We start from the raw sequence: 20,956 nt of genomic DNA, 5'->3' as shown, positions 1-20,956 counted from the left end.
GCATCTTGAAGTTAGATTGGTATAAATCGTAATTTTAGGCCAGTGTAATGAATGCACTGGCCTTTCAACAAGGGGCCGCTATGCTAGCAATCATTCGGGGAATTATTGTTATTCTGCTTGGGATACTGATCGTTATTTTTGGCTGTATCTACTGTTTATTCAGCCCACGTAATCCACGTCATGTTATGACTTTCGGGCGTGCGTTTGGCAAATTGCATAAAGTGCTTGGCATTAAGCTGCTGGAACGTGTTCCAGAGGAAGCACGGGAGTATGGGCCAAGTATTTATATTGGCAATCACCAAAATAATTACGATATGGTTACGATGTCGAATGCGGTGCAGCCACGAACTGTTACCGTGGGCAAAAAAAGCCTGGTCTTTATTCCCTTCTTTGGCCAGCTATATTGGTTGACAGGTAATATTTTGATCGACAGGGATAATCGGACAAAAGCTCATGGCACGATTTCACAGGTTGTCGATCAGATCAAAAAAAATCAAATTTCGGTTTGGATGTTTCCAGAAGGAACACGGAGTCGTGGCCGTGGATTGATGCCTTTTAAAACAGGTGCCTTTCATGCCGCCATTGCCGCAGGTGCACCTATTGTACCGGTTTGTGTTTCTACAACACACGATAAAATAAAACTAAATCGTTGGGACAATGGCACCGTTATTGTTGAAATGTTGCCCCCGATTGACACCACGAAATATACCAAAGATCAAGTTCGTGAATTGGCAGAACACTGCCGACAAATAATGCAAACTAAAATTGCAGAATTGGATAAAGAAGTCGAGGCACTTAATCAGCGTAGATAGCCAGTTGGACTGATTATCGCTATAATTTTTCGATAATTTTAGAAATTTTCTCCTATTCGCGATATGATTGCGTTTAATAAATTAACGTTTTTATTAAACGCAATCGATAGAATAATAAATTCTGATAGCCACAATATCAGAGTATTCATCCCTGCAATTATTTGAATCAGGCAATCATTGGGAATTGCTATTCGGGTTGTCTTTCTATCGTAAGAGACTATTCCTTCTGTGGAGATCTTCTGTGGAGAAAGTATGTCACTGAGTCGGCGCCAATTTATTCAGGCTTCTGGTTTGGCTATGTGTTTAGGGGCGCTTCCTTTTGTCGTTCGGGCCAACAAGAATCAACAAACAAAATTGCCGCTCCCTCCCTTACTGGAATCCCGCAGAGGGCAACCCCTGTTTTTAGCCATACAAAAAGCCACTTGGTCGTTTAATGGTCATAACAAAGCGCCAGTCTGGGGCATCAACGGACATTATTTAGGGCCAACCATTCGGGTTTACCGAGGGGATGATGTCAAATTGATCTATAGCAATCGGTTATCCGAACCGGTTTCGATGACCGTCGGGGGTTTACTGGTGCCTGGCACTTTGATGGGCGGTTCGGCCCGTTTGATGGCGCCAGGGGAAAATTGGTCGCCGGTTATCCCGATAGATCAAGTTGCATCGACCTGTTGGTATCACGCCAATACGCCAAATCGCATGGCACAGCATGTTTATGCCGGCCTTGCTGGTATGTGGTTGGTGGAAGACGAAAGTAGCCGCAACCTGCCTTTACCCAGACATTATGGTGTCGATGATTTTCCGGTTATCTTGCAAGATAAGCGATTGGACAATTTTGGTGTACCGCAATATAACCCACCGGCTAATCAAGGTTTTCTTGGTGATACCCTAATTGTTAATGGTGTCGAAAATCCTTTTGTGGAGGTTGCCAGAGGTTGGATTAGGTTACGCTTCCTGAATGCATCTAATGCCCGACGATATCAATTGCAGCTCAGTGATGGGCGTCCTTTTTACATGATTGCCACTGATCAAGGCTTATTGCCTGCTCCCGTGGCGGTACAAGTATTGTCACTTGCGCCAGGGGAACGTCGAGAAGTCTTGATTGATATGTCAAAAGTGGAAAGTGTTACCGTTACTGCGGGAGAATCTGCCGGTGTCATCGATCGTTTGAAAGGCTTGTTTGAACCTTCGACCAAGCTGCTGTCAACGACGGTGTTAACCCTGAAAGCCAGCGGATTGCTCCCTTTGGTGACAGATCAACTACCAACTCAGCTTATCGTTGATAATCCACAGATCAACTCCACCATTCAAAGTCGTCAGATTGATTTGGGTGATTATTCTCAAGGAATTAATGGTTCACTGCTGAATGCACATCGAATTGATATCACAAGTCAACAAGGCGCATGGGAACGTTGGATAGTCACAACGTCAGTGCCCCAGCCTTTCCATATTGAAGGGGTAAGATTTAAGGTCATCAACCTGAATGGCAACCGCCCAGAGCCACAGGATTATGGCTGGAAAGATACCGTTTGGATCGATAGTCGGGCAGAATTGTTGGTTAATATGATGCAACCGTCTTATGAACATTTTCCTTTCATGTATTACAGCCAGATATTAGAGATGGCTGATCGTGGGGTTGCCGGACAGTTAGTTGTTGATCCTGCTGGTTTTTAAATGAAATTTTTGCTTTAGCTTTACTCATTTTTGGCACTGTTTTAGATAGATGCTCTGTAAAATTGAATAAAGTTGTTATTTTTTTGCCTGCCTGTTAAGTAATAAGCTGTTAAACAGCGGCTTGTTTAACAATTAGTGGGTAAACTAACTATTTGTTTGTAATAAATTGTTAATCATATCGACTGCGAGTAACCCTTTCCGTATAGTGTCCCAAATTTTCATACTACTTGGCTGTAAGGTGATTTAATGATTATCAGCTTGATTGCTGCGATGGCTATGGATCGAGTTATCGGTATGGAAAATGCCATGCCATGGACTTTGCCGGGTGATTTAGCCTGGTTTAAACGCAATACACTCGGAAAGCCGGTTGTAATGGGGCGAGTGACTTATGAATCGATTGGCCGTCCTTTGCCTGGGCGCCTGAATATCGTTATTAGCAGTCAACCTGCAAATGATGATCGGGTGACTTGGGTTAACTCTATCGAAGCCGCTTTAGCCGCCGTTGGCGATGTTAAAGAAGTGATGGTAATGGGAGGGGGAAAAATTTATGAGCAATTTATTCCTCTGGCTGATCGTATGTACCTGACTCACATTGATGCAGAAGTGATTGGTGACACGCATTTCCCTGATTATGAACCTGATGAATGGAATTCAACGTTTACCGAATATCACGATGCAGATGAAAACAATTCTCATGGCTATTGTTTTGAAATTCTGGAACGCCGAGAGTGAGTTTATCTTACGTGCGGAGTGCCTTGGGGCACTCCAGTGTCACCGGCAGGTTTATTATTTATCAGACTTATGATTTGAGTAATGATCCTTGGCTGAAATATTGTTTATCTTCCCAACGAAGCAGGGTTAATTTACCTCCCCAACAGCACCCCGTATCTAAGGCGTAGATACCAGAAGGTGTACCTTGACCTTCCAGAGCTGCCCAATGACCAAAGGCGATTGAATAGTCTTCAGGAATGCTGCGTGGTAATTCAAACCAGGGTTTGAGTGGGGCAGGTGCATTTTCCGGTTTAGATTTACAATTCATATCCAATTGACCATTTGGAAAACAATAACGCATTCTGGTCAAAGCATTGGTACTGTAACGCAATCGAGCAAGTCCGCTTAACTCTGGCGTCCAATTGTTCGGCATATCCCCATACATTTCATTGAGAAACAAAGGATAACTGTCACTGCGAAGAATCGCTTCCACTTCACGGGCACATATTTTGGCTGTTTCCAGATCCCATTGTGGGGTTAGCCCGGCATGTGCCATGACGAGTTTCAGTTCTTCATCGATTTGCAGCATTGGCTGTTTTCTTAACCAATTTATTAATTCATCGACATCCGGTGCCGCGAGTAATTCATCCAGCAAATCTTTCGGCTTATTGCGGCTGATTTTAGCGTAAACCGCTAACAGATGCAGATCGTGATTGCCCAATACCAGTTTTACTGCGGAGCCGAGTTGCTTAATGTAGCGAAGGACTGCCAATGAATCAGGGCCACGAGCGATCAGATCGCCGGTCAACCATAAAGTGTCTTCACTGGAATTAAAATCGACTTGTTCTAACAAGGCGCGAAGTTCACGATAACAGCCGTGAATATCGCCAATAAGGTATGTAGCCATAATTAATTTATCAGTGTTGGAATAGCCAGCCGGAACACCGGAATGGCGACACGGAATGGACGACCATCGTGATCGATCATGTTATAATGGCCTTCCATTGTCCCCAGAGGTGTTTCTAAAATAGCGCCACTGCTGTAGCGATATTCTGTTCCCGGTGGGATCAAAGGTTGTTTTCCCACAACCCCTTCACCCTGAACTTCGGTTTGGTGACCATCACTGTTGGTAATGCGCCAGTAACGGCTAATAAGTTGCACAGGGGAATGCCCAAGATTACGAATTGATACAGTATAAGCAAACACAAAACGTTGTTGTTCCGGCTGTGATTGACTTTCTACGTAAGTACTTTGTACTTGAATATGAATTCTTGGTTCATTGAGCATAGGTACCTCCTGTTGCTGCAACGCCTGTTTATTTGTTTAGGCAATTTCAGGTTGAGATGATAACCAGTTCGCCATCTTACAGTATTGCTCGACAGAGATGTTTTCAGCCCGCGTGTTTGGATCAATACCCAATTCAGTTAACTGTTCAACAGAAAAAATATTCCCAAGGCTATTGCGGATCGTTTTTCTCCGTTGGTTAAATGCCTGAGTTGTGATCCGGGCTAACATGCGAATGTCTTGAACAGGGTAAGGCATACTCTTGTGTGGGATCAAACGCACAATAGCAGAATCCACTTTTGGCGCGGGTGTAAATGCCGTTGGCGGTACTTCAAGCACAGGTATCACCTGACAGTAGTATTGCGCCATCACACTTAAGCGTCCATAGGCTTTACTGTCAGGTCCCGCGACAAGACGATTCACAACTTCTTTCTGCAACATAAAGTTCATATCAGCGATAGCATCAGTATAGCTAAAAAGATGGAACATTAACGGTGTAGAGATGTTATAAGGCAAGTTACCAAATACACGCAAGGGTTGCCCATGTTCTTTAGCAATCTGACCAAAATCAACGGTCATCGCATCTTGTTGAATGATTGTCAGCTTATCTTTCAGTTTGGGGTGGATGTGCAGACGAGCCGCTAAATCACGGTCAAGCTCGACGACAGTCATCTTATCCATGCGTTCACCCACGGGTTCTGTCAATGCTCCCAGACCTGGGCCGATTTCCACGATGGCTTGGCCAGCCTGTGGGTTCATCGCATTGACAATGCTATCAATAATAAATTGATCGGTTAAAAAGTTTTGCCCGAAACGTTTACGGGCATGGTGCCCTTGATGGACTTTGTTATTCATTACTGTTTTGTATCATTTTAATTGCTAGATTCAATGCGGTGATAAAACTACCCACATCAGCTTGACCTGTCCCCGCCAGCTCCAGTGCTGTGCCATGATCGACAGAAGTTCGGATAAATGGCAGCCCTAACGTAATATTTACGGCCCTGCCAAAACCCTGGTATTTTAACACGGGTAACCCTTGATCGTGATACATCGAAAGCACGGCATCAGCATGATCTAAATATTTGGGTTGGAACAGGGTATCCGCAGGTAATGGACCTTCCAACCATATCCCTTCCGCTCTCAGACTATCTAAGGCAGGAATGATGATATCTATTTCTTCATGTCCCATATGCCCACCTTCACCGGCATGAGGATTCAGGCCGCAAACATAGATATGGGGACGGGGAATACCGAATTTGGTTTTTAGATCATGATTAAGAATGGTGATAACTTCCCGCAGGGAATCAAACGTAATTGCTTTGGGGACATCCAGAATCGGCAGGTGCGTGGTTGCCAGCGCTACCCGTAGCTCTTCCGTTGCCAACATCATGACCACCCTCGAGCATTGGCTGTGGTCAGCAAAAAACTCGGTATGTCCAGTAAAAGCCACGCCTGCATCATTAATGACACCTTTATGTACAGGTCCTGTCACCAATGCAGAAAACTCCCCATTCAGGCAACCATCGCAAGCTCTTGCTAAGGTTTCCGTGACGTAAGTACCGTTTTTCCGGTTTAATTCCCCTGTCATCGTCGGGGAGTGGAGGTTAACGGGCAGGATGGTTAGGGTTCCGGCTGCCTGTGATGAAGAAATGTGTTCTGGAGAATAAGTTTGCAGTTGTAGGGGTAAATTCAGTTGCTTAGCTCGGGAAAGCATCAGCTCTGGATCAGCACAGACAACCAGTTGGCTAGGCCACGCTTTTTGAGCCAAGGCAATGACTAAGTCAGGGCCAACCCCGGCTGGTTCGCCGGGGGTAATGACGATGGGTTTATTATTGTGCATTGCTACCATCTAAAATTTTCACATAAGCAGAGGCGCGTAATTCCTGCATCCAGTTTTGTGCCTCTTCATTGAATTTACGGTTAAACAGCAGGCGGTAGGCGCGATCTTTCTGTGCAGCGTCTGTTCTGTCAACCTTGCGGCTATCCAGCAGTTGGATTAAGTGCCAGCCGAAAGAGGAGTGAACAGGCTGGCTGATCTCACCTTTTTGCAACGTCATCAACGCATCACGGAAAGCAGGATCGTAAGCGCTCGGCAAATTCCAACCCAGTTCTCCACCACGCATGGCTGAACCTGGATCTTCAGAATGTGCTTTTGCGGCTTCTTCGAATGAGGTTTTGCCATTTAAGATCTCTTCTCTGAGTTTCAGCAACTCGTTACGTGCCTGTTCATCATTCATAATAGGTGATGTTTTCAGCAGAATATGGCGAGCATTCACTTCAGTGACGGCAATAGACGTCTGACCACCACGGATATCATTCACTTTCAGAATGTGAAAGCCAACGCCGGAACGAATTGGGCCAATAATCTGTCCCTTATGAGCAGATTGAAGCTGTGCAGCAAACAGGGATGGCAATTCTTGCAGTTTGCTCCAACCCATATTTCCCCCTTTCAGGGCTTGGGGATCACTGGAATAGGAAAGCGCTAATTTGCCGAAATCGACACCATTGTGGAGTTCAGATAAGATTTTTTTAATCGTGGTTGCCGCTTTTTCTACCTGCTCCTGGCTTGGGTTTTCCGACAGAGGGATCAGGATCTGGCTGAGATTTATCTCAGAGTCCTGACTGTTTTGGTTGCTGATTTGATTAGCCAGTGAATCAACTTCCTGTGGCAGGATAGTAATGCGGCGGCGTACCTCATTGTTACGTACTTCTGCAATCATCATTTCCTTGCGGATCTGATTACGGTAAGTATCAAAGCTCATTCCCTCTGCGATCAGATTTTGTTTTAACTGGGCAAGGCTCAAGTGGTTTTGAGCCGCAATATTCGTGATCGCAGAATCTAAGGCTTGATCAGGGATAGTTAGCTGCATCCGGTTTGCCATTTGCAGAACAATATCATCCATAATCAGGCGCTCAAGGATTTGGTGACGCAATGTTTTTTCATCCGGTAATTGCTGGCCTGCATGTTTTGCATTGAGTTTAACGGATTGTAAAAGGCTGCTAACGTCACTTTCCAGTACGACATCATTGTTAACAACGGCAGCAACCTTATTCAGCTCTTGTGGAGCCGCCATTGCGACAGAGTTTACTGAAAACATCAATCCGAAAATGAGCAATTTCCAGTTCTTCATACGTTTCCCATCATATCAATCCCGCCTTGGCGGGGTTATTTTGTTTACATTGCGTTTATCGGTATCAGAATGCACGTTGGTATGGAAGAATACCTTGCTGCAACATTTTCTGACTCCCTAAACTATGATTGTTACTTAAGCCACGAAGTTCAACATTGAATGACCATTTGTTGTCATATTGACTGCTATCGAAGCGCCAGTCGGTGATCTTGCGTTCATAACCTACACTGACTGCCCAGCAGCAAGTGTTGTATTGCAAACCGACCATTTGGGTTGCAGGCTGTTTCTCTTTGGTATCGTAGTAATAAGCCCCGACAAACGCCCAACGATCTGACAACGGCCAACTTGCTACCATACCAATCTGAGAAATTCCTTGCTGGTAAGCGGGCGCGCCACCCTTGAGTGTGGCTTGAATATAATTGCGATCAACAAAACGGTAGCTTAACTGCAACATGCGGTCAGCGTCACGACGGTATTCCATGATGGCATTACCCATAGTGAAGTCGTCCAGACGATTGTCATATTGCAACCCGCCTTTGATGCCCCAGGAATCATTGATTCTCCAGTGTACATCTCCAGCCCAGGTTGTCGCCCCCGTTCCTTTTTTGTTCCCAATGATATCCTTACTACCTAAGACAGAGTCAGTATCTTCGGTACGTGGACGTTCAAAATGGTAAATTTGACCTACGGACAGGCTAAAACGTTCAACTAAATCTTCATCATAAATACGGGTAGTCACGCCAGCGGTAAATTGATTAGCAGACGAAACACGGTCTAACCCACTGTAGAAGCGATCCCGGAACAATCCAGTATAATCCGATTGTAGCAGAGAAGAATCAAAGTTATTGATGTTGTTTTGATTCTTATAAGGCACATAGAGATATTGAACGCGCGGTTCCAGCGTCTGGGTGAAGCCTTGGTTAAAATACATAGCGCGTTCAAACACCATCTTCGCATCTGATTTAAACACCGGCAGAATACGGTTTACCGATCTTTCCAATGCAGGTATCTCAGTGTTGGATTTAGTTGTTTCAGTAAGATCCTGTTGATAATGGGTTGCCATCAACTTAAATTCATTATTGATGCTCGCCCAGCCATTGGAGAGTGGTAAGTTAATGGAAGGTTCCAGGTGCCAGCGCGTTCCATCTGGCCACTGATTACCAACACTGGTAAATTTGGCCACCTGAGCGTAAGTACGAAAATCAAACGGTCCCAAATCATTTTTATAGTAGTTGAGATCTAACTGAGGCGCTGTTCGGTAAGCTTTTCCTCTATCACTAGGGGTAAAAATTTGGAACTGTTTGGTTGTGAGTGTGGCATTCCAGTTTTGTTGGGCATAGCCAATACTGAATTTCTGAGTGGCATAGCCATCGGTGCTGGAACCGTATTGTGAACTGAAGTCATTGAAATAGTTCGGATCACTGACTTTGGTATAATCAGCACTGAAACGCCAAACCTGATTCATGACACCACTGTGATTCCAGTAGAACAACCAGCGGCTGTTGCTATCCCGCTCAGGTCTGGCCTTGAGCCTTTTATCCTCTTTATACAGACGATCCTGATCAATCCAATCCAGCGCAACTGTACCGGTCCCCGCTTTGGTGAGATAACGGAATTCATTATCGAGCTTCAAACCCCGCATCGTGATGAGATGAGGAGTAATCGTGGCATCATAGTTAGGGGCAATGTTCCAGTAGTACGGCAGCAGAAATTGGAAGCCATCTTTGTTGGAAAAACTGGCATTTGGAATTAAGAAACCAGAACGACGTTTATTACCGATAGGTAATTGCAAATATGGTGTATAAAATACCGGCACATTGGCAACGCGAAAACGGGCATTCCAGATTTCGGCAACTTCTTCTTCACGGTCAAGAATGACTTCAGAACCCACGACACTCCAGCTGTCATTACCGGGCAGGCAAGAAGTGAATATCCCATTATTCATGATGGTATAGCGGTTCTCATCACGCAGCATCATCTTATCTGCGCTGCCACGTCCTTGACGACCAACCAACTGATACTTACCTTGTTCCACATCGGTATCTTTATTGTTCAGATTCGCCCAGGCGCGGGGTCCCTTCAAAATGATCTGAGGGTCATCATAGCTGACATTACCCACTGCGGTAACAGTGCGCACAGGTTCTTTATCCTGCTCTTGTGTCTGTTCGAGCCGAACTTTATCGGCTATCAGTGTTTTATTTCCCTGTTGGATATTTACATTGCCAATGAACTCAGCCGCATTGGGGTATTCACCGTGAGAATCATCGGACTGAATATAGACTGGCAGTTTATTAGGATCGCCTGTGATAATCGGCTTATCGTAGACAGGTACACCCAGCATACATTGTGCTGCAAGGTCAGCATGAGCTTGCTGACTATAAAGTGCTGCCCATACCATTGTGGCCAGCAGGGTAGGATAACATTTATTCATAGATGTTTATGCGGTTCCGTCATCAGTGGCATCGTGCCGGCAAACGCTCAGAGACTAACGTAGTTGAGAGATATGCGCCAGAGTAAAGTTTAACTTTGCTAATCTTGTTGTTAGGCACAGAGCTTAATGGATAGTATGATAATGCAAAATTGCGCTCAGAGCATTGGGGAATTGACGACTATATGCAGTATTGGGGAAAATTATTCGGATTGATATTTGGGATTGCATCTGGTGCGGGTTTTTGGGGAATTGTGATTGGCTTAGTGCTTGGTCACATCCTTGACAAAATCAGGATGCAGAAATTGGGGGGGACGACGAAAGGCCCAACCCGACAGGCGCTGTTTTTTCGCAGTACTTTTCAAGTATTGGGGCATTTAACCAAAGCAAAAGGTCGGGTAACAGAAACGGATATCCAGCTCGCCACCCAATTGATGGACAGAATGCAACTGCATGGTGAGGCACGGCTTTCCGCGCAGCAGGCGTTTCGTGAAGGCAAACAGTCCCAATTTCCTTTGCGTAAAACAATGCAACAGTTACGCCGTGCTTGCTTCGGTCGTTCTGACCTGATCCGCATGTTCCTGGAAATTCAGTTACAAGCAGCATTTGCTGATGGCGAACTGCATCCCAATGAAAGAAAAGTTCTGTTTGTCATTGCCGAAGAATTAGGTATTTCCCGTATTCAATTTGAACAATTCCTTGCCATGATGGAAGGCGGACGTCATTTCAATGGACAGTACCGCCATCAAGGTCGTGAACAGCAGCGTGCAACATTGGAAGATGCTTGTAAGGTATTGGGTGTCAATAAACAGGATGATGCGACCACCATTAAGCGAGCTTATCGAAAACTGATGAGTGAGCATCATCCCGATAAACTGGTGGCAAAAGGTTTACCACCAGAAATGATGGAACTGGCGAAACAAAAGACGCAGTCCATCCAGTCGGCTTACGATTTGATTAAAAAGGAGCGGGGTTTTAAATAGCGCTCGTTAAAATTCGGCTTTACACTCAAAATGCATGGGGGTGCCATAAGCCGGATGAGTAATAAAAAGTTCTTGAGCATGTAATTGTAGGCGAGGTGCCATTTCCCTTGCCTGCGTATGAGCATAGAACTTATCTCCCAGAATGGGATGCTCTAGTGCCAGCATATGCACACGAAGTTGATGAGAACGTCCTGTGATTGGTGCGAGCCTGACGCGCGTTGCCTGGCCCTCATATTCCAGTACCTGATACTCAGTTTGTGCGGATTTGCCTGTTTCAAAACAGACTTTTTGTTTCGGGCGATTCGGCCAGTCGCAGATTAAGGGCAGATCCACTAAGCCTTTTTCCGGCTCCAGCTTTCCCCATACCCGCGCGATATAGATTTTTTTCGGCTCACGCTCACGGAACTGGCGTTTCAACTCACGCTCGGCGGCTTTCGTCAGCGCCACGACCATAATACCACTGGTGGCCATATCCAATCGATGGACTGATTCGGCGGTAGGAAATTCAGCTTGTATCCGCGTCATGATACTGTCCTTGTGCTCTTCTGCTTTACCCGGCACAGAGAGTAATCCACTGGGTTTGTTGACAACCATAATGTGCTCGTCCTGATACAGCACATATAACCAAGGATCTGTCGGGGGATTATAAGACTCCAGCATAGTGGCTCCAATGGGTCGGAAAAAATTGGCTTCCCCAGGGGCATTTTGCGAAAAACACCCCTGAGTTTACCGAATGACAGGTTATTGATGTCTGCTTATTGGTGAGAAATAACCACCAAACGAATCGCATCCAGACGCCAGTTGGCCTGATCAAGATTGAGCAGCAGATGCTTATGCTCGGAGCTAATCGCTTCCAGCTCATCATCACGGATATTCGGGTTAACCGCTTTCAGCGCTTCCAGACGTGACAACTCAGCCGACAGCGCTTCATCAGCTTCTTTCTTCGCTTTCTCAATCAACGCACGCGCTTGCTCTTCGATCAGAGGCTCCGATTGTTGCAAGATAGCATGAACCTCTTTCTGTACCGCATTAACCAGCTTGCTGGCGTTATGGCGGTTAATCGCGTTTAGCTGACGGTTGAAGCTTTCAAACTCAACCTGGGGCGCCAGATTGGTGCCTTTCAGATCCAACAAAAGGCGCACTGGCGTTGGTGGCAAGAAACGGGTCAATTGCAGGTGCTTCGGTGCCTGGGCTTCAACAACGTAAATCAACTCAACCAGTAGCGTCCCAACGGGCAGCGCTTTGTTTTTCAGGATGGAAACGGCACAGCTTCCCGTATCTCCCGACAGGATTAAATCCAGGCCATTGCGAATGATTGGGTGTTCCCAGCTCAGGAACTGAGTATCTTCGCGGGAGAGGGCTTTTTCACGGTCAAACGTAATCGAGCAGCCATCTTTTGGTAATCCAGGGAAATCAGGTACCAGCATATGATCGGATGGATGCAAGGCAATAATATTGTCGCAGCGATCTTCCTGATTGATACCAATGATATCAAACAAATTCAGGGCAAAATTCACCAGATCCGTGTCGTCATCTTGCGCCGCAATCTTTTCTGCCAGCTTCTGGCCTTGCTCGCCACCGTTGGAATTCATCTCCAGCAGACGGTCACGTCCTTGTTCCAATTGCTGTTTAAGCTTCTCATGATGCCCGCGACATTCGATAATAAACTCACTGAAGCCAGTTTGTTCATTAGGTTTAGCCAGGAAATTGAGCAGGTTTTCATAATACTTATCATAGATGGCGCGGCCTGTTGGACAAGTATGCTCAAAGGCATCCAGCCCTTCGTGATACCAGCGCAGGAGAATGGATTGCGCTGTATTTTCCAGATAAGGCACACTGATTTTGATATTGCGATTTTGCCCGATACGATCCAGACGACCGATACGCTGTTCCAGCAAATCAGGGTTGAATGGCAAATCAAACATGACAAGCTGGTTGGCAAACTGGAAGTTACGTCCTTCTGAGCCAATTTCAGAACAAAGCAGCACTTGTGCGCCTTCTTCCTCAGAAGCGAAGTAAGCGGCGGCACGGTCACGCTCCAGCAAAGACAAACCTTCGTGGAACACAGCACTGCGGATGCCTTCGCGTTCACGCAAAACTTGTTCCAGTTGCAGTGCCGTTTCTGCTTTGGCACAGATCACCAGCACTTTCTCATCGCGGTTTGCCATCAAGAAACCCATCAGCCATTCTACGCGGGGATCGAAATTCCACCATGTGGCATTTTCCCCTTCGAATTCCTGATAAATCCGCTCAGGATAGAGCATATCTTTGGCGCGAGACTCCACTGTCTTTTTGGCACCCATGATTTCAGAAACCTTGATTGCCGTCTGATATTGGGCCGGCAATGGTAACTTGATCTCGTGCAATTCACGATGTGGGAAACCTTTCACACCACCACGGGTGTTACGGAAAAGCAGGCGGCTGGTGCCGTGACGATCCATCAACATAGTGATCAGTTCGCGGCGCGCATCTTCGCTCTCCCCATCCTGATTGCTGTTTGCGGCTTTCAGCAGAGGTTCGATATCCTGTTCGCTGATCAGTTCGACAATGGCATTTTGCTGGTCATTGTTTAGGGTGTCACCGGATAACAGCAACGTCACAGCATCTGCGACAGGGCGGTATTTCTGTTGTTCATCAAGAAAAGCCTGATAATCGTGGAAACGATTTGGGTCCAGCAGGCGCAGGCGGGCAAAGTGGCTTTCTTGCCCCAACTGCTCTGGTGTTGCCGTTAACAATAGGACGGACGGGATTTGTTCTGCCAATTGTTCGATAACTTGATATTCGCGGCTTGGCGATTTTTCACTCCACGCCAGATGGTGAGCTTCATCCACCACCATCAAATCCCAGCTTGCTTCCAGCAGAAGCTCAAAACGTTGCTTATTGCGGCGAACAAAATCTAAGGAACAGATAATCAACTGTTCGGTTTCGAATGGATTATCGCTGTCATGCAGTGCTTCGCTATAGCGGTCATCATCAAACAGCGAAAAACGCAGATTGAAACGGCGCAGCATTTCCACCAGCCATTGGTGTTGCAGGCTATCTGGCACAATAACTAACACACGTTCAGCCCGTCCGGCCATTAATTGCTGATGGATAATCATCCCGGCTTCAATGGTTTTCCCCAGGCCGACTTCATCTGCCAGTAATACACGTGGTGCGTGGCGTTTACCCACTTCATTGGCGATGTGTAACTGGTGAGGGATCAAACTGGCACGGATACCACGCAGCCCACTTTCCGCCAGACGGAACTGCTCGCTTTGGTGCTTACGGGCGCGAAAACGCAACGCAAAGCGATCCATGCGGTCAATTTGACCTGCAAACAAGCGATCCTGTGGTTTGTTAAACGTCAGCTTGCTATCCAGAAAAACTTCCCGCAAGCAGATATTTTCTTCTTCCGTATCCAGACGTGTACCAACATAGATCAGCAGGCCATTATCTTGTTGGACATCATTAATCTTGAGTTTCCAGCCTTCGTGACTGGTTACGGTATCGTCCACATTAAACATAACGCGGGTGATGGGGGAATCATTGCGTGCGTAAAGGCGGTTTTCTCCGCTGGCAGGGAAGAGCAACGTTACCATGCGCGCATCAAGCGCCACGACTGTTCCTAATCCAAGTTCGCTTTCTGTATCGCTTATCCAGCGTTGACCAAGAGTAAATGGCATAAATTTTGGCTCAGTTTTCTGTTAGACAATATTATTTATGGTTGCAGGATGGCTGCTTTTGTTGGATATCGATCGTTATTGATTATCGATAGGGATAGTTTTCAATTGCATTTTACAACCCCTGTTTTTTGATAAAAGGATCGTAAAAGTACAATGGCCCATTAGAGGGGCGATATGTTAATTGAAGCCGAGCAAGCCGTCACCTGCAAAAATATCCATTATTCGAAAGAGATGCTCATTTGCCCTGTCAGCAGAGGCATAAAGTCATCTTGAACAAATGGCAAGATAGCGTCAGCAATCGGCTTCAATTGCTTATTGAGATAGTGTTCATAATCGGGAGGAGAGGTTTGGTTCTCTAGTGGCTCAGGGCCTGCTTGAGTGATGATATAATTGATCCAGCCACCATTTTGATATTGTAGTGGACGATTATGTAATTGATTATACTCATCTGCTAAACGTGCTGCCCGAACGTGGGGCGGGACATTGCGCTGATAATCAGACAACTTACGGCGTAGTCGTTTGCGATAAACCAGACGATCATCAAATTCACCCGCCAGCGTCCTGGCAAGATATTCACGAATATAATTTTGATGCGGTTGTTGCTGAAAAATCAAAGTATATAATTCTTTCTGGAATATTTGTGCCAGCGGCGTCCAGTCACTCCTTACCGTTTCCAGCCCTTTGAAAATTACCTTATCACCGCTTAATCCGGCATAACGTTTTTTACTGCCTTGCTCTGCCCCGCGTACTGTTGGCATCAGAAAACGTCGATAATGTGTCTCAAATTCCAGCTCCAGCGTGCTTTCAAGATTGAATTCGGTTTTGAGATGATCTCGCCACCATTGGTTGACAAATTGCACTAAAGAATGCCCGATTTGGCAGGCTTCTTTCTCTGAATGGGAGCGCTTTAGCCAGACAAACGTGGAATCCGTATCGCCATAAATAACCTGATAGCCTTGTGATTCGATGAGCTTACGGGTTTGGTGCATGATTTTGTGGCCGCGCATTGTAATTGATGAAGTCAGGCGAGGATCAAAAAAATGACAGCCAGAGGCACCGAGCACACCATAAAAGGCATTCATAATAATTTTCAGGGCTTGGGAAAGGGGGGCATTCTGTTGTTGTTTGGCCTTATCGCGCGCCTGCCAGATTTGTGTGACGATATCCGGTAGGCAATGTTGTGTACGGGAAAAAAATGCCTGACGAAAGCCAGGGACGGCGTATTCACTGTCTGGATTGGCAAGGCCTTCAACCATCCCGACTGGATCAATCAAAAACGTGCGAATAATCGAAGGATAGAGGCTCTTGTAATCCAGTACCAACACTGAATCGTATAACCCCGGAAATGAATCCATCACAAAACCGCCGGGGCTGTTATCATCGAAGTATGTTGGCTGGATGGGCGCAACATAGCCAATCCGATGCATTTTGGGCAAATAAAGATGCGTGAATGCCGCTACAGATCCACCGCTGCGATCTACCGCTAACCCTGTTACCGTGGCACGTTCCAATAAGAAGGCCATCAAATCTGCTTTCTCAAAGATACGATTAACCAGAATACAATCTTGCAAATTATAGTGGGCGAGGGCAGGTTTATCTTGCTGAAAGCGGCGGTTGATCTCATCCATGCGATCATAAGGATTATCGATAGCTTTTCCTTCTCCCAGAAGTTCTTGTGCAACATATTCAAGGCTGAAAGAAGGAAAATTCCAGGTTGCGGTTTTTAGTGCGTCAATGCCGTCAATAATCAAACGGCCTTCTGCTGAGGCGAAAAAGTGCTCTGGTTTGAAACCGTGTTCTCGCCATTCGAGCAAAGTCTGATTGCGCCCAAATTTTAATGGCACGTTATAGCGCTCAGCATGTTGCTGTAACACCTTTAAATCAAACTGAACCAGATTCCAGCCAATAATGGCATCAGGATCATAATGTGCCAGCCATGCATTGAGTTTCTCCAGCATCATTGGACGACTGGCAACATACTCTAATTTGAAATCGAGAGATTGTTGGTGACCCTTTTCTGGCCCTAACATAAATACGGTTTTCTCGCCGCATCCAGCCAGGCCAATGGAGTATAGCTCTCCATGTTGGCTGGTTTCGATATCCAGTGACACCCATTTCAAATTAGGCCGATAAGCGGGATTGGGTTTCATCTGATAACTGCCGTCGGGTTTCTGGTTGAACCAAACGGGAGCGGTAATAAAGCGCTCCATCATAAACCTGTCGGGTGGGCGGATATCGGTTTCGTAGAGAGAAATATTCTGTTCCTTGAAAATGTGCTCTAAGTGTTGCAATTGGCGGTAATGCCGGCAATACAGCGCAGCAACAGGTTGGCGATTGAAATCTTTCAATGGCAATGCTGTTAATTCACAGTTTCGCTCTTGTGTGAGTAAAGGTTTTACTTTAGGCAGATCATGTTGAGGGACAAAGGCAACCGCGTTTTGGTGAGGAATAGTTATGCGGCGTGCGCCTGCTTCCGTCGCCAGCCAATACACCAATTCGATACCCGTTGGTGTATCTTTCCAGTGACGGGTCAGGATAAAGCCTTGTTCAACGTGATTTATCTGCATAATTTTTCTCTTATGAGAAACCAACCATATTTAGCTTTACAGGGGCATTTCAATCATAGCATCAGTTATGGTTATTTATACAGTATTTTGTGTTGGATTATTTTCTATAGCTAAATAAGCTTTCATAATAACGATACACTCTATGAATAAATTTTTTCATCTGGCGTCGTTCACTTCGGGGGATTGGTGCTATGATTCGCAAGACTCAGTCCATTTTGGGATTTTTTTGATTTGGCGATTAATCAGATCGCAAAAATTGGACTGGGTTCCCTCCAAGTGATCTACTATTTTGAAAACTATTTATACGCATCTTGAGGTGAGATTGGTATATGTTTAGCGACACAAATTTATATCTTTAACATACTTATTTGGAGCAACAAACGACGTTCTATAACATTTAACATACCCGGCATTTTTTAACTTAAAATCAACATAAATAGACACAGGAAAACTAAATACAAAAGAAAATAAAAAAATCAACACAAACAAATTTACCAAAAAACCACTAAATGGAGATGGCGTATTTATCAAACAATTTTTGATTGCTAAAATAAAAATATGATAAACTATTGGCAAACCAAAACATGCAACAAATACCCGCCAAGAAAAGTATATTGTCTCCTTCATGTTAATTAATGACAACATATCATTCCAGGAAAAATATAAAAACAATGTCGTAATAAACAAGAAAAAAACTGACATGACAACGCAAAAAACTTTATTCCATAAAGTTACATGTATTTTGTTTTCTTTTTTTCGCTCCCTCATCTCTTAAGACCTCTATAAGCTTCGAACTTAATTGATATTTATCGTCAAGATAGTACAAAACTCCTGCAATAACAAAACCAAAAACAAATAATCCTATCGCAACACCGATGACACTAACACCTGTAATTACATAAGCAGTAGATATAATTTTTCCTACTACTAAAGTCGCAGAGATAGAAACAATAGCTTTCGTCATATCCAGCCAGGCCAATGGAATACAGCTCTCCATTTTGGGTATAACTTCTCCGTTCAGCATTAATAGCTTATTATGTCAGATAATTATCGGAAAACATCCGATTTGTGATAAAAAACGGCTTGCAAATCCAATATTGTGCATCACTAAGGAGCGATGTATGTTGATTACCTTAACTGACGTCAATAAGAACAATTATGACGCTGTCTGCGAACTATCAGTTGCTGATGACCAACTTGACTATATTGCAGAAAATGCGTACTCCATTGCCCAATCCAAATTTTTTCCTTCATACCAAACACGGGCTATTTGTCTGGATGGAGAACCTGTTGGTTTTTTCATGTGGGTGCCCGATGATGACCAAAGAATAACAATTTGGCGGTTTATGGTGGATAAAAATCATCAAAATAAGGGGATTGGGCGTAAAGCACTATCGCTGGCAATTAATGAAATTAGATGCTCAGATCCGTTGAAAGCAATAGCAATCAGTTATAATCCAAATAATCTCGTTGCGAAAAATCTTTATGCTAGCTTGGGTTTCGTTGAAGTAGGTATGGATGAGGAAGTTGAAGAGATGCTGGCTGTTATCGGGGGTTAAGCTCAGAATCATGTTAGGCATAAAAACTGTCAGTCGATGGTGTGATTCCTCCCCGCGAAGCAGGGAGAAATCAGGTTTCATAGAGTGTTGTCAATGGCAACTTGAAGTTTAATGCGTATAAACCATAGTGTTGGCGAAAAAGATGTTTACTATAGCAATTGACTGCCTTTCTTAGAAATTGCACTTATTCATCTAACCCAAATATAATAAATGAATTTTCACCAGAGAAATATTAACTATTTTAAATTATCAGAAAGATAAATTGTTTTTTATATTTTAGTCACTTTTGTTGTTATTATTAATTGAGTAATATTCTATCGATTTTTTACTGAAAAAATGAAACATTAATTGAATCTGGTAAATATTGATGAATAATCCCAATAAATTGACTCAAACAGATATCAAAGCCTTACTATTATTTATTGCTTTTACTCTGCTGTATTTGTTGCCGGGCGTTTATGGACATACACCCTGGAAACAAGATGAAAATTACAGTTTTGGCATTATTCATACCATGTATGAAACAGGGAATTGGTTGGTAACCATAAATGCCGGACAACCTTTTATGGAAAAGCCTCCCTTATATTATTGGACAGCCACTTTATTTATTCATTTGTTATCCCATTGGCTGCCGATGTATGATGCAGCCAGAACCGCCTCTTTATTCTTTTCGGTGATCAATTTTTCCTTTTTTATTCTATTGGCGCGGCGTGTATTTGATGTCAAAAACTTTACCGACAGTCGAATATGGATAGCTTTTGCGTTGTATGCAAGTGCACCTGGATTAGTTCGCCACAGCCACGATATGTTTACTGATACCGCATTGATAACAGGAACAACTATCGGATTATATGGCTTACTGGGATTAATCAAAAACGAAAAGACAAATTACTCCTGTTTATGGTTGATTATCGGTACGGCTGTAACACTCTTATCAAAAGGAGTATTTATTCCGGGGCTATTATGGATTTGCCTTGTTTTAGCTCCCGTGTTCCTTAAACATTGCCGAACCAAACAATATTGGCTAAGGGCTTTGTTGTCAGGCATCATTGCACTGGTTCTAATCTTGCCGTGGCCAATTATGTTGCTTATTGAACATCCTGATTTATTTAAGATCTGGATTTGGGATAACAATATTGGTCGCTTCTTAGGTTTTTCTGTTGAAGATCTTGGGGCAAGGGGGAATTTGACCATGATCCCTGAAGCGGTGCTGTTGTTTGCCTTGCCATCAGGAATATTGGCTTTTCTCTTTATATTAACTAACCCAATTAAGATTTTATCGGATAAGCATTATTTCTTGTGTGCTGCCTTTGTTGTATTAGGGGTTGTTCTATTGCAAATATCAGCCTCTGGCCGAGCATTATATTTGCTGCCTTTTATTGCACCCATGGCGATCCTGGCTACAGGGGTTTTTATTAAAATACCGCAACTCATCTATAAATATTTAACCCTATTTTCTTCTCTGTTTTGGTCTGTCCTGATTATATTTTTATGGTCTTGTTATTTTTTATCCCTTTCCCCTGATTACAAACATTGGTTAATGCCATTTAGCCGATGGCTGCCAATGAGTTATCAAATGCATTTTTCGGGATTTATCGTTGTTGCCGCTGCTTTTATCACTGCGATATGGATTGCTAAAAATAGGTTTCTCTCTAAATCACCAGACTTGCGTGCTGCCCAAAATTGGGTTTTGGGTATTGCTACGGTTTGGGGATTAGTATTTACATTATTTGTTGGCTGGATTGATTACACTAAAGGATATAAAGAGGCGTTTCTTGACCTAAAACAGCAGTTGGCGGGAGTGTATAAAGAGAACGACTGTATGGCATCGTATTATATTGGAGAATCGGAAGCGCCAATGCTTTATTACTTTGCTCAGGTTCTGCATCAACAACAGCGTAAATTTGAGGTTCCTGAAAAATGTGATTGGTTGATTGTATTATCCGAAGAGATAGAACCTGCTCCCAAGGGAATGGCGCTATTTTGGCATGGACATAGGCCAACTCGCAATAAAGAGAATTTAGTTGTTTATAAGAAAGTGGGGATGGATAATACAGAAGGTATGATACGTTAAATATAAAAAAGCCCGCTATTGTGCGGGCAGTATAGAAGTTATTTTCGATTCTCCAATTTAGATCATAA

The 20,956-nt window shown here is 44.2% G+C and carries 17 protein-coding genes; 6 read left to right on the top strand and 11 right to left on the bottom strand.

The window, feature by feature from the left end; translation table 11 throughout:
- Positions 1-80: 80 nt before the first annotated feature.
- From WDV75_RS19000 to folA, 3 genes are all read left to right on the top strand, one after another.
- Positions 81-812 carry a 1-acylglycerol-3-phosphate O-acyltransferase gene (locus WDV75_RS19000; RefSeq protein WP_273558431.1) on the top strand — a complete coding sequence of 244 codons (732 nt, stop codon included), beginning with the start codon at positions 81-83 and terminating at the stop codon, positions 810-812.
- A gap of 252 nt (positions 813-1,064) precedes the next feature.
- Positions 1,065-2,486: a cell division protein FtsP gene (gene ftsP, locus WDV75_RS18995; protein WP_189760189.1), complete on the top strand. Its 1,422-nt coding sequence runs from the start codon at positions 1,065-1,067 to the stop codon at positions 2,484-2,486.
- A 249-nt stretch (positions 2,487-2,735) separates the two neighbouring features.
- Positions 2,736-3,218: a type 3 dihydrofolate reductase gene (gene folA, locus WDV75_RS18990; protein ID WP_273558537.1), complete on the top strand. Its 483-nt coding sequence runs from the start codon at positions 2,736-2,738 to the stop codon at positions 3,216-3,218.
- A gap of 67 nt (positions 3,219-3,285) precedes the next feature.
- Here folA and apaH read toward each other — a convergent pair whose 3' ends face one another.
- The 6 genes from apaH to lptD all read right to left on the bottom strand — a co-directional run bounded on the left by apaH (position 3,286) and on the right by lptD (position 10,043).
- Entirely contained in the window at positions 3,286-4,104 is an 819-nt protein-coding gene (gene apaH / locus WDV75_RS18985; protein WP_273558429.1) for a bis(5'-nucleosyl)-tetraphosphatase (symmetrical) ApaH, read from the bottom strand.
- 2 nt (positions 4,105-4,106) lie between these two features.
- Positions 4,107-4,484 carry a Co2+/Mg2+ efflux protein ApaG gene (gene apaG, locus WDV75_RS18980; protein ID WP_273558427.1) on the bottom strand — a complete coding sequence of 126 codons (378 nt, stop codon included), beginning with the start codon at positions 4,482-4,484 and terminating at the stop codon, positions 4,107-4,109.
- 36 nt (positions 4,485-4,520) lie between these two features.
- Positions 4,521-5,336, bottom strand: coding sequence for a 16S rRNA (adenine(1518)-N(6)/adenine(1519)-N(6))-dimethyltransferase RsmA (gene rsmA, locus WDV75_RS18975; RefSeq protein WP_273558425.1), 816 nt, complete (start codon positions 5,334-5,336; stop codon positions 4,521-4,523).
- Positions 5,329-6,321, bottom strand: a complete 993-nt coding sequence (gene pdxA, locus WDV75_RS18970) for a 4-hydroxythreonine-4-phosphate dehydrogenase PdxA (protein WP_273558424.1) — start codon at positions 6,319-6,321, stop codon at positions 5,329-5,331. Before pdxA ends, rsmA begins: the two co-directional genes overlap by 8 nt.
- Entirely contained in the window at positions 6,311-7,612 is a 1,302-nt protein-coding gene (surA, locus tag WDV75_RS18965) for a peptidylprolyl isomerase SurA (RefSeq protein WP_273558423.1), read from the bottom strand. Before surA ends, pdxA begins: the two co-directional genes overlap by 11 nt.
- A gap of 64 nt (positions 7,613-7,676) precedes the next feature.
- On the bottom strand, positions 7,677-10,043 hold the full coding sequence (lptD, locus tag WDV75_RS18960; RefSeq protein WP_273558422.1) for an LPS assembly protein LptD: 2,367 nt from the start codon (positions 10,041-10,043) through the stop codon (positions 7,677-7,679).
- Between the two features lie 182 nt (positions 10,044-10,225).
- Between lptD and djlA the strand changes: the two genes are divergently transcribed.
- The gene (gene djlA, locus WDV75_RS18955; protein ID WP_273558421.1) at positions 10,226-11,023 is read left to right on the top strand and encodes a co-chaperone DjlA; all 798 of its coding nucleotides are present in this window, start codon (positions 10,226-10,228) and stop codon (positions 11,021-11,023) included.
- Positions 11,024-11,029: 6 nt separating this feature from the next.
- On the opposite strand, the gene rluA is transcribed toward djlA, so the two are convergent.
- From rluA to WDV75_RS18935, 5 genes are all read right to left on the bottom strand, one after another.
- Positions 11,030-11,683 (bottom strand): bifunctional tRNA pseudouridine(32) synthase/23S rRNA pseudouridine(746) synthase RluA, encoded by a 654-nt coding sequence (gene rluA / locus WDV75_RS18950; protein WP_273558419.1) that lies wholly within the window; start codon positions 11,681-11,683, stop codon positions 11,030-11,032.
- A 95-nt stretch (positions 11,684-11,778) separates the two neighbouring features.
- The gene (rapA, locus tag WDV75_RS18945; protein WP_273558417.1) at positions 11,779-14,688 is read right to left on the bottom strand and encodes an RNA polymerase-associated protein RapA; all 2,910 of its coding nucleotides are present in this window, start codon (positions 14,686-14,688) and stop codon (positions 11,779-11,781) included.
- A 218-nt stretch (positions 14,689-14,906) separates the two neighbouring features.
- On the bottom strand, positions 14,907-17,255 hold the full coding sequence (locus tag WDV75_RS18940; RefSeq protein WP_273558415.1) for a DNA polymerase II: 2,349 nt from the start codon (positions 17,253-17,255) through the stop codon (positions 14,907-14,909).
- A gap of 333 nt (positions 17,256-17,588) precedes the next feature.
- Positions 17,589-17,882, bottom strand: coding sequence for a DUF1240 domain-containing protein (locus WDV75_RS22220; RefSeq protein WP_420497505.1), 294 nt, complete (start codon positions 17,880-17,882; stop codon positions 17,589-17,591).
- Between the two features lie 91 nt (positions 17,883-17,973).
- The gene (locus WDV75_RS18935; RefSeq protein WP_273558414.1) at positions 17,974-18,279 is read right to left on the bottom strand and encodes a hypothetical protein; all 306 of its coding nucleotides are present in this window, start codon (positions 18,277-18,279) and stop codon (positions 17,974-17,976) included.
- Positions 18,280-18,376: 97 nt separating this feature from the next.
- Here WDV75_RS18935 and WDV75_RS18930 point away from each other — a divergent pair, with 97 nt between their 5' ends.
- Positions 18,377-18,814, top strand: a complete 438-nt coding sequence (locus WDV75_RS18930) for a GNAT family N-acetyltransferase (protein ID WP_273558413.1) — start codon at positions 18,377-18,379, stop codon at positions 18,812-18,814.
- A 367-nt stretch (positions 18,815-19,181) separates the two neighbouring features.
- A complete protein-coding gene (locus WDV75_RS18925) occupies positions 19,182-20,888 on the top strand; it encodes an ArnT family glycosyltransferase (protein ID WP_273558412.1) in 1,707 nt (568 codons plus the stop codon).
- Positions 20,889-20,956: the final 68 nt, after the last annotated feature.

This window comes from Xenorhabdus griffiniae (assembly GCF_037265215.1).
Lineage (GTDB): Bacteria > Pseudomonadota > Gammaproteobacteria > Enterobacterales > Enterobacteriaceae > Xenorhabdus > Xenorhabdus griffiniae.
Note: the sequence above shows the minus strand (reverse complement) of the source record. Positions and strands in the feature narration are given on the sequence as shown.

What these genes read in the sequence shown, in the direction of transcription:
- djlA (WP_273558421.1), top strand. Translation starts at nt 10,226, where the DNA reads ATGCAGTATTGGGGAAAATTATTCGGATTGATATTTGGGATTGCATCT.
- WDV75_RS18930 (WP_273558413.1), top strand. Translation starts at nt 18,377, where the DNA reads ATGTTGATTACCTTAACTGACGTCAATAAGAACAATTATGACGCTGTC.
- surA (WP_273558423.1), bottom strand. Translation starts at nt 7,612, where the DNA reads ATGAAGAACTGGAAATTGCTCATTTTCGGATTGATGTTTTCAGTAAAC.
- WDV75_RS18935 (WP_273558414.1), bottom strand. Translation starts at nt 18,279, where the DNA reads ATGCTGAACGGAGAAGTTATACCCAAAATGGAGAGCTGTATTCCATTG.
- pdxA (WP_273558424.1), bottom strand. Translation starts at nt 6,321, where the DNA reads ATGCACAATAATAAACCCATCGTCATTACCCCCGGCGAACCAGCCGGG.
- WDV75_RS18940 (WP_273558415.1), bottom strand. Translation starts at nt 17,255, where the DNA reads ATGCAGATAAATCACGTTGAACAAGGCTTTATCCTGACCCGTCACTGG.
- apaH (WP_273558429.1), bottom strand. Translation starts at nt 4,104, where the DNA reads ATGGCTACATACCTTATTGGCGATATTCACGGCTGTTATCGTGAACTT.
- rsmA (WP_273558425.1), bottom strand. Translation starts at nt 5,336, where the DNA reads ATGAATAACAAAGTCCATCAAGGGCACCATGCCCGTAAACGTTTCGGG.
- ftsP (WP_189760189.1), top strand. Translation starts at nt 1,065, where the DNA reads ATGTCACTGAGTCGGCGCCAATTTATTCAGGCTTCTGGTTTGGCTATG.
- rapA (WP_273558417.1), bottom strand. Translation starts at nt 14,688, where the DNA reads ATGCCATTTACTCTTGGTCAACGCTGGATAAGCGATACAGAAAGCGAA.
- WDV75_RS19000 (WP_273558431.1), top strand. Translation starts at nt 81, where the DNA reads ATGCTAGCAATCATTCGGGGAATTATTGTTATTCTGCTTGGGATACTG.
- WDV75_RS18925 (WP_273558412.1), top strand. Translation starts at nt 19,182, where the DNA reads ATGAATAATCCCAATAAATTGACTCAAACAGATATCAAAGCCTTACTA.
- rluA (WP_273558419.1), bottom strand. Translation starts at nt 11,683, where the DNA reads ATGCTGGAGTCTTATAATCCCCCGACAGATCCTTGGTTATATGTGCTG.
- lptD (WP_273558422.1), bottom strand. Translation starts at nt 10,043, where the DNA reads ATGAATAAATGTTATCCTACCCTGCTGGCCACAATGGTATGGGCAGCA.
- apaG (WP_273558427.1), bottom strand. Translation starts at nt 4,484, where the DNA reads ATGCTCAATGAACCAAGAATTCATATTCAAGTACAAAGTACTTACGTA.
- WDV75_RS22220 (WP_420497505.1), bottom strand. Translation starts at nt 17,882, where the DNA reads ATGAAGGAGACAATATACTTTTCTTGGCGGGTATTTGTTGCATGTTTT.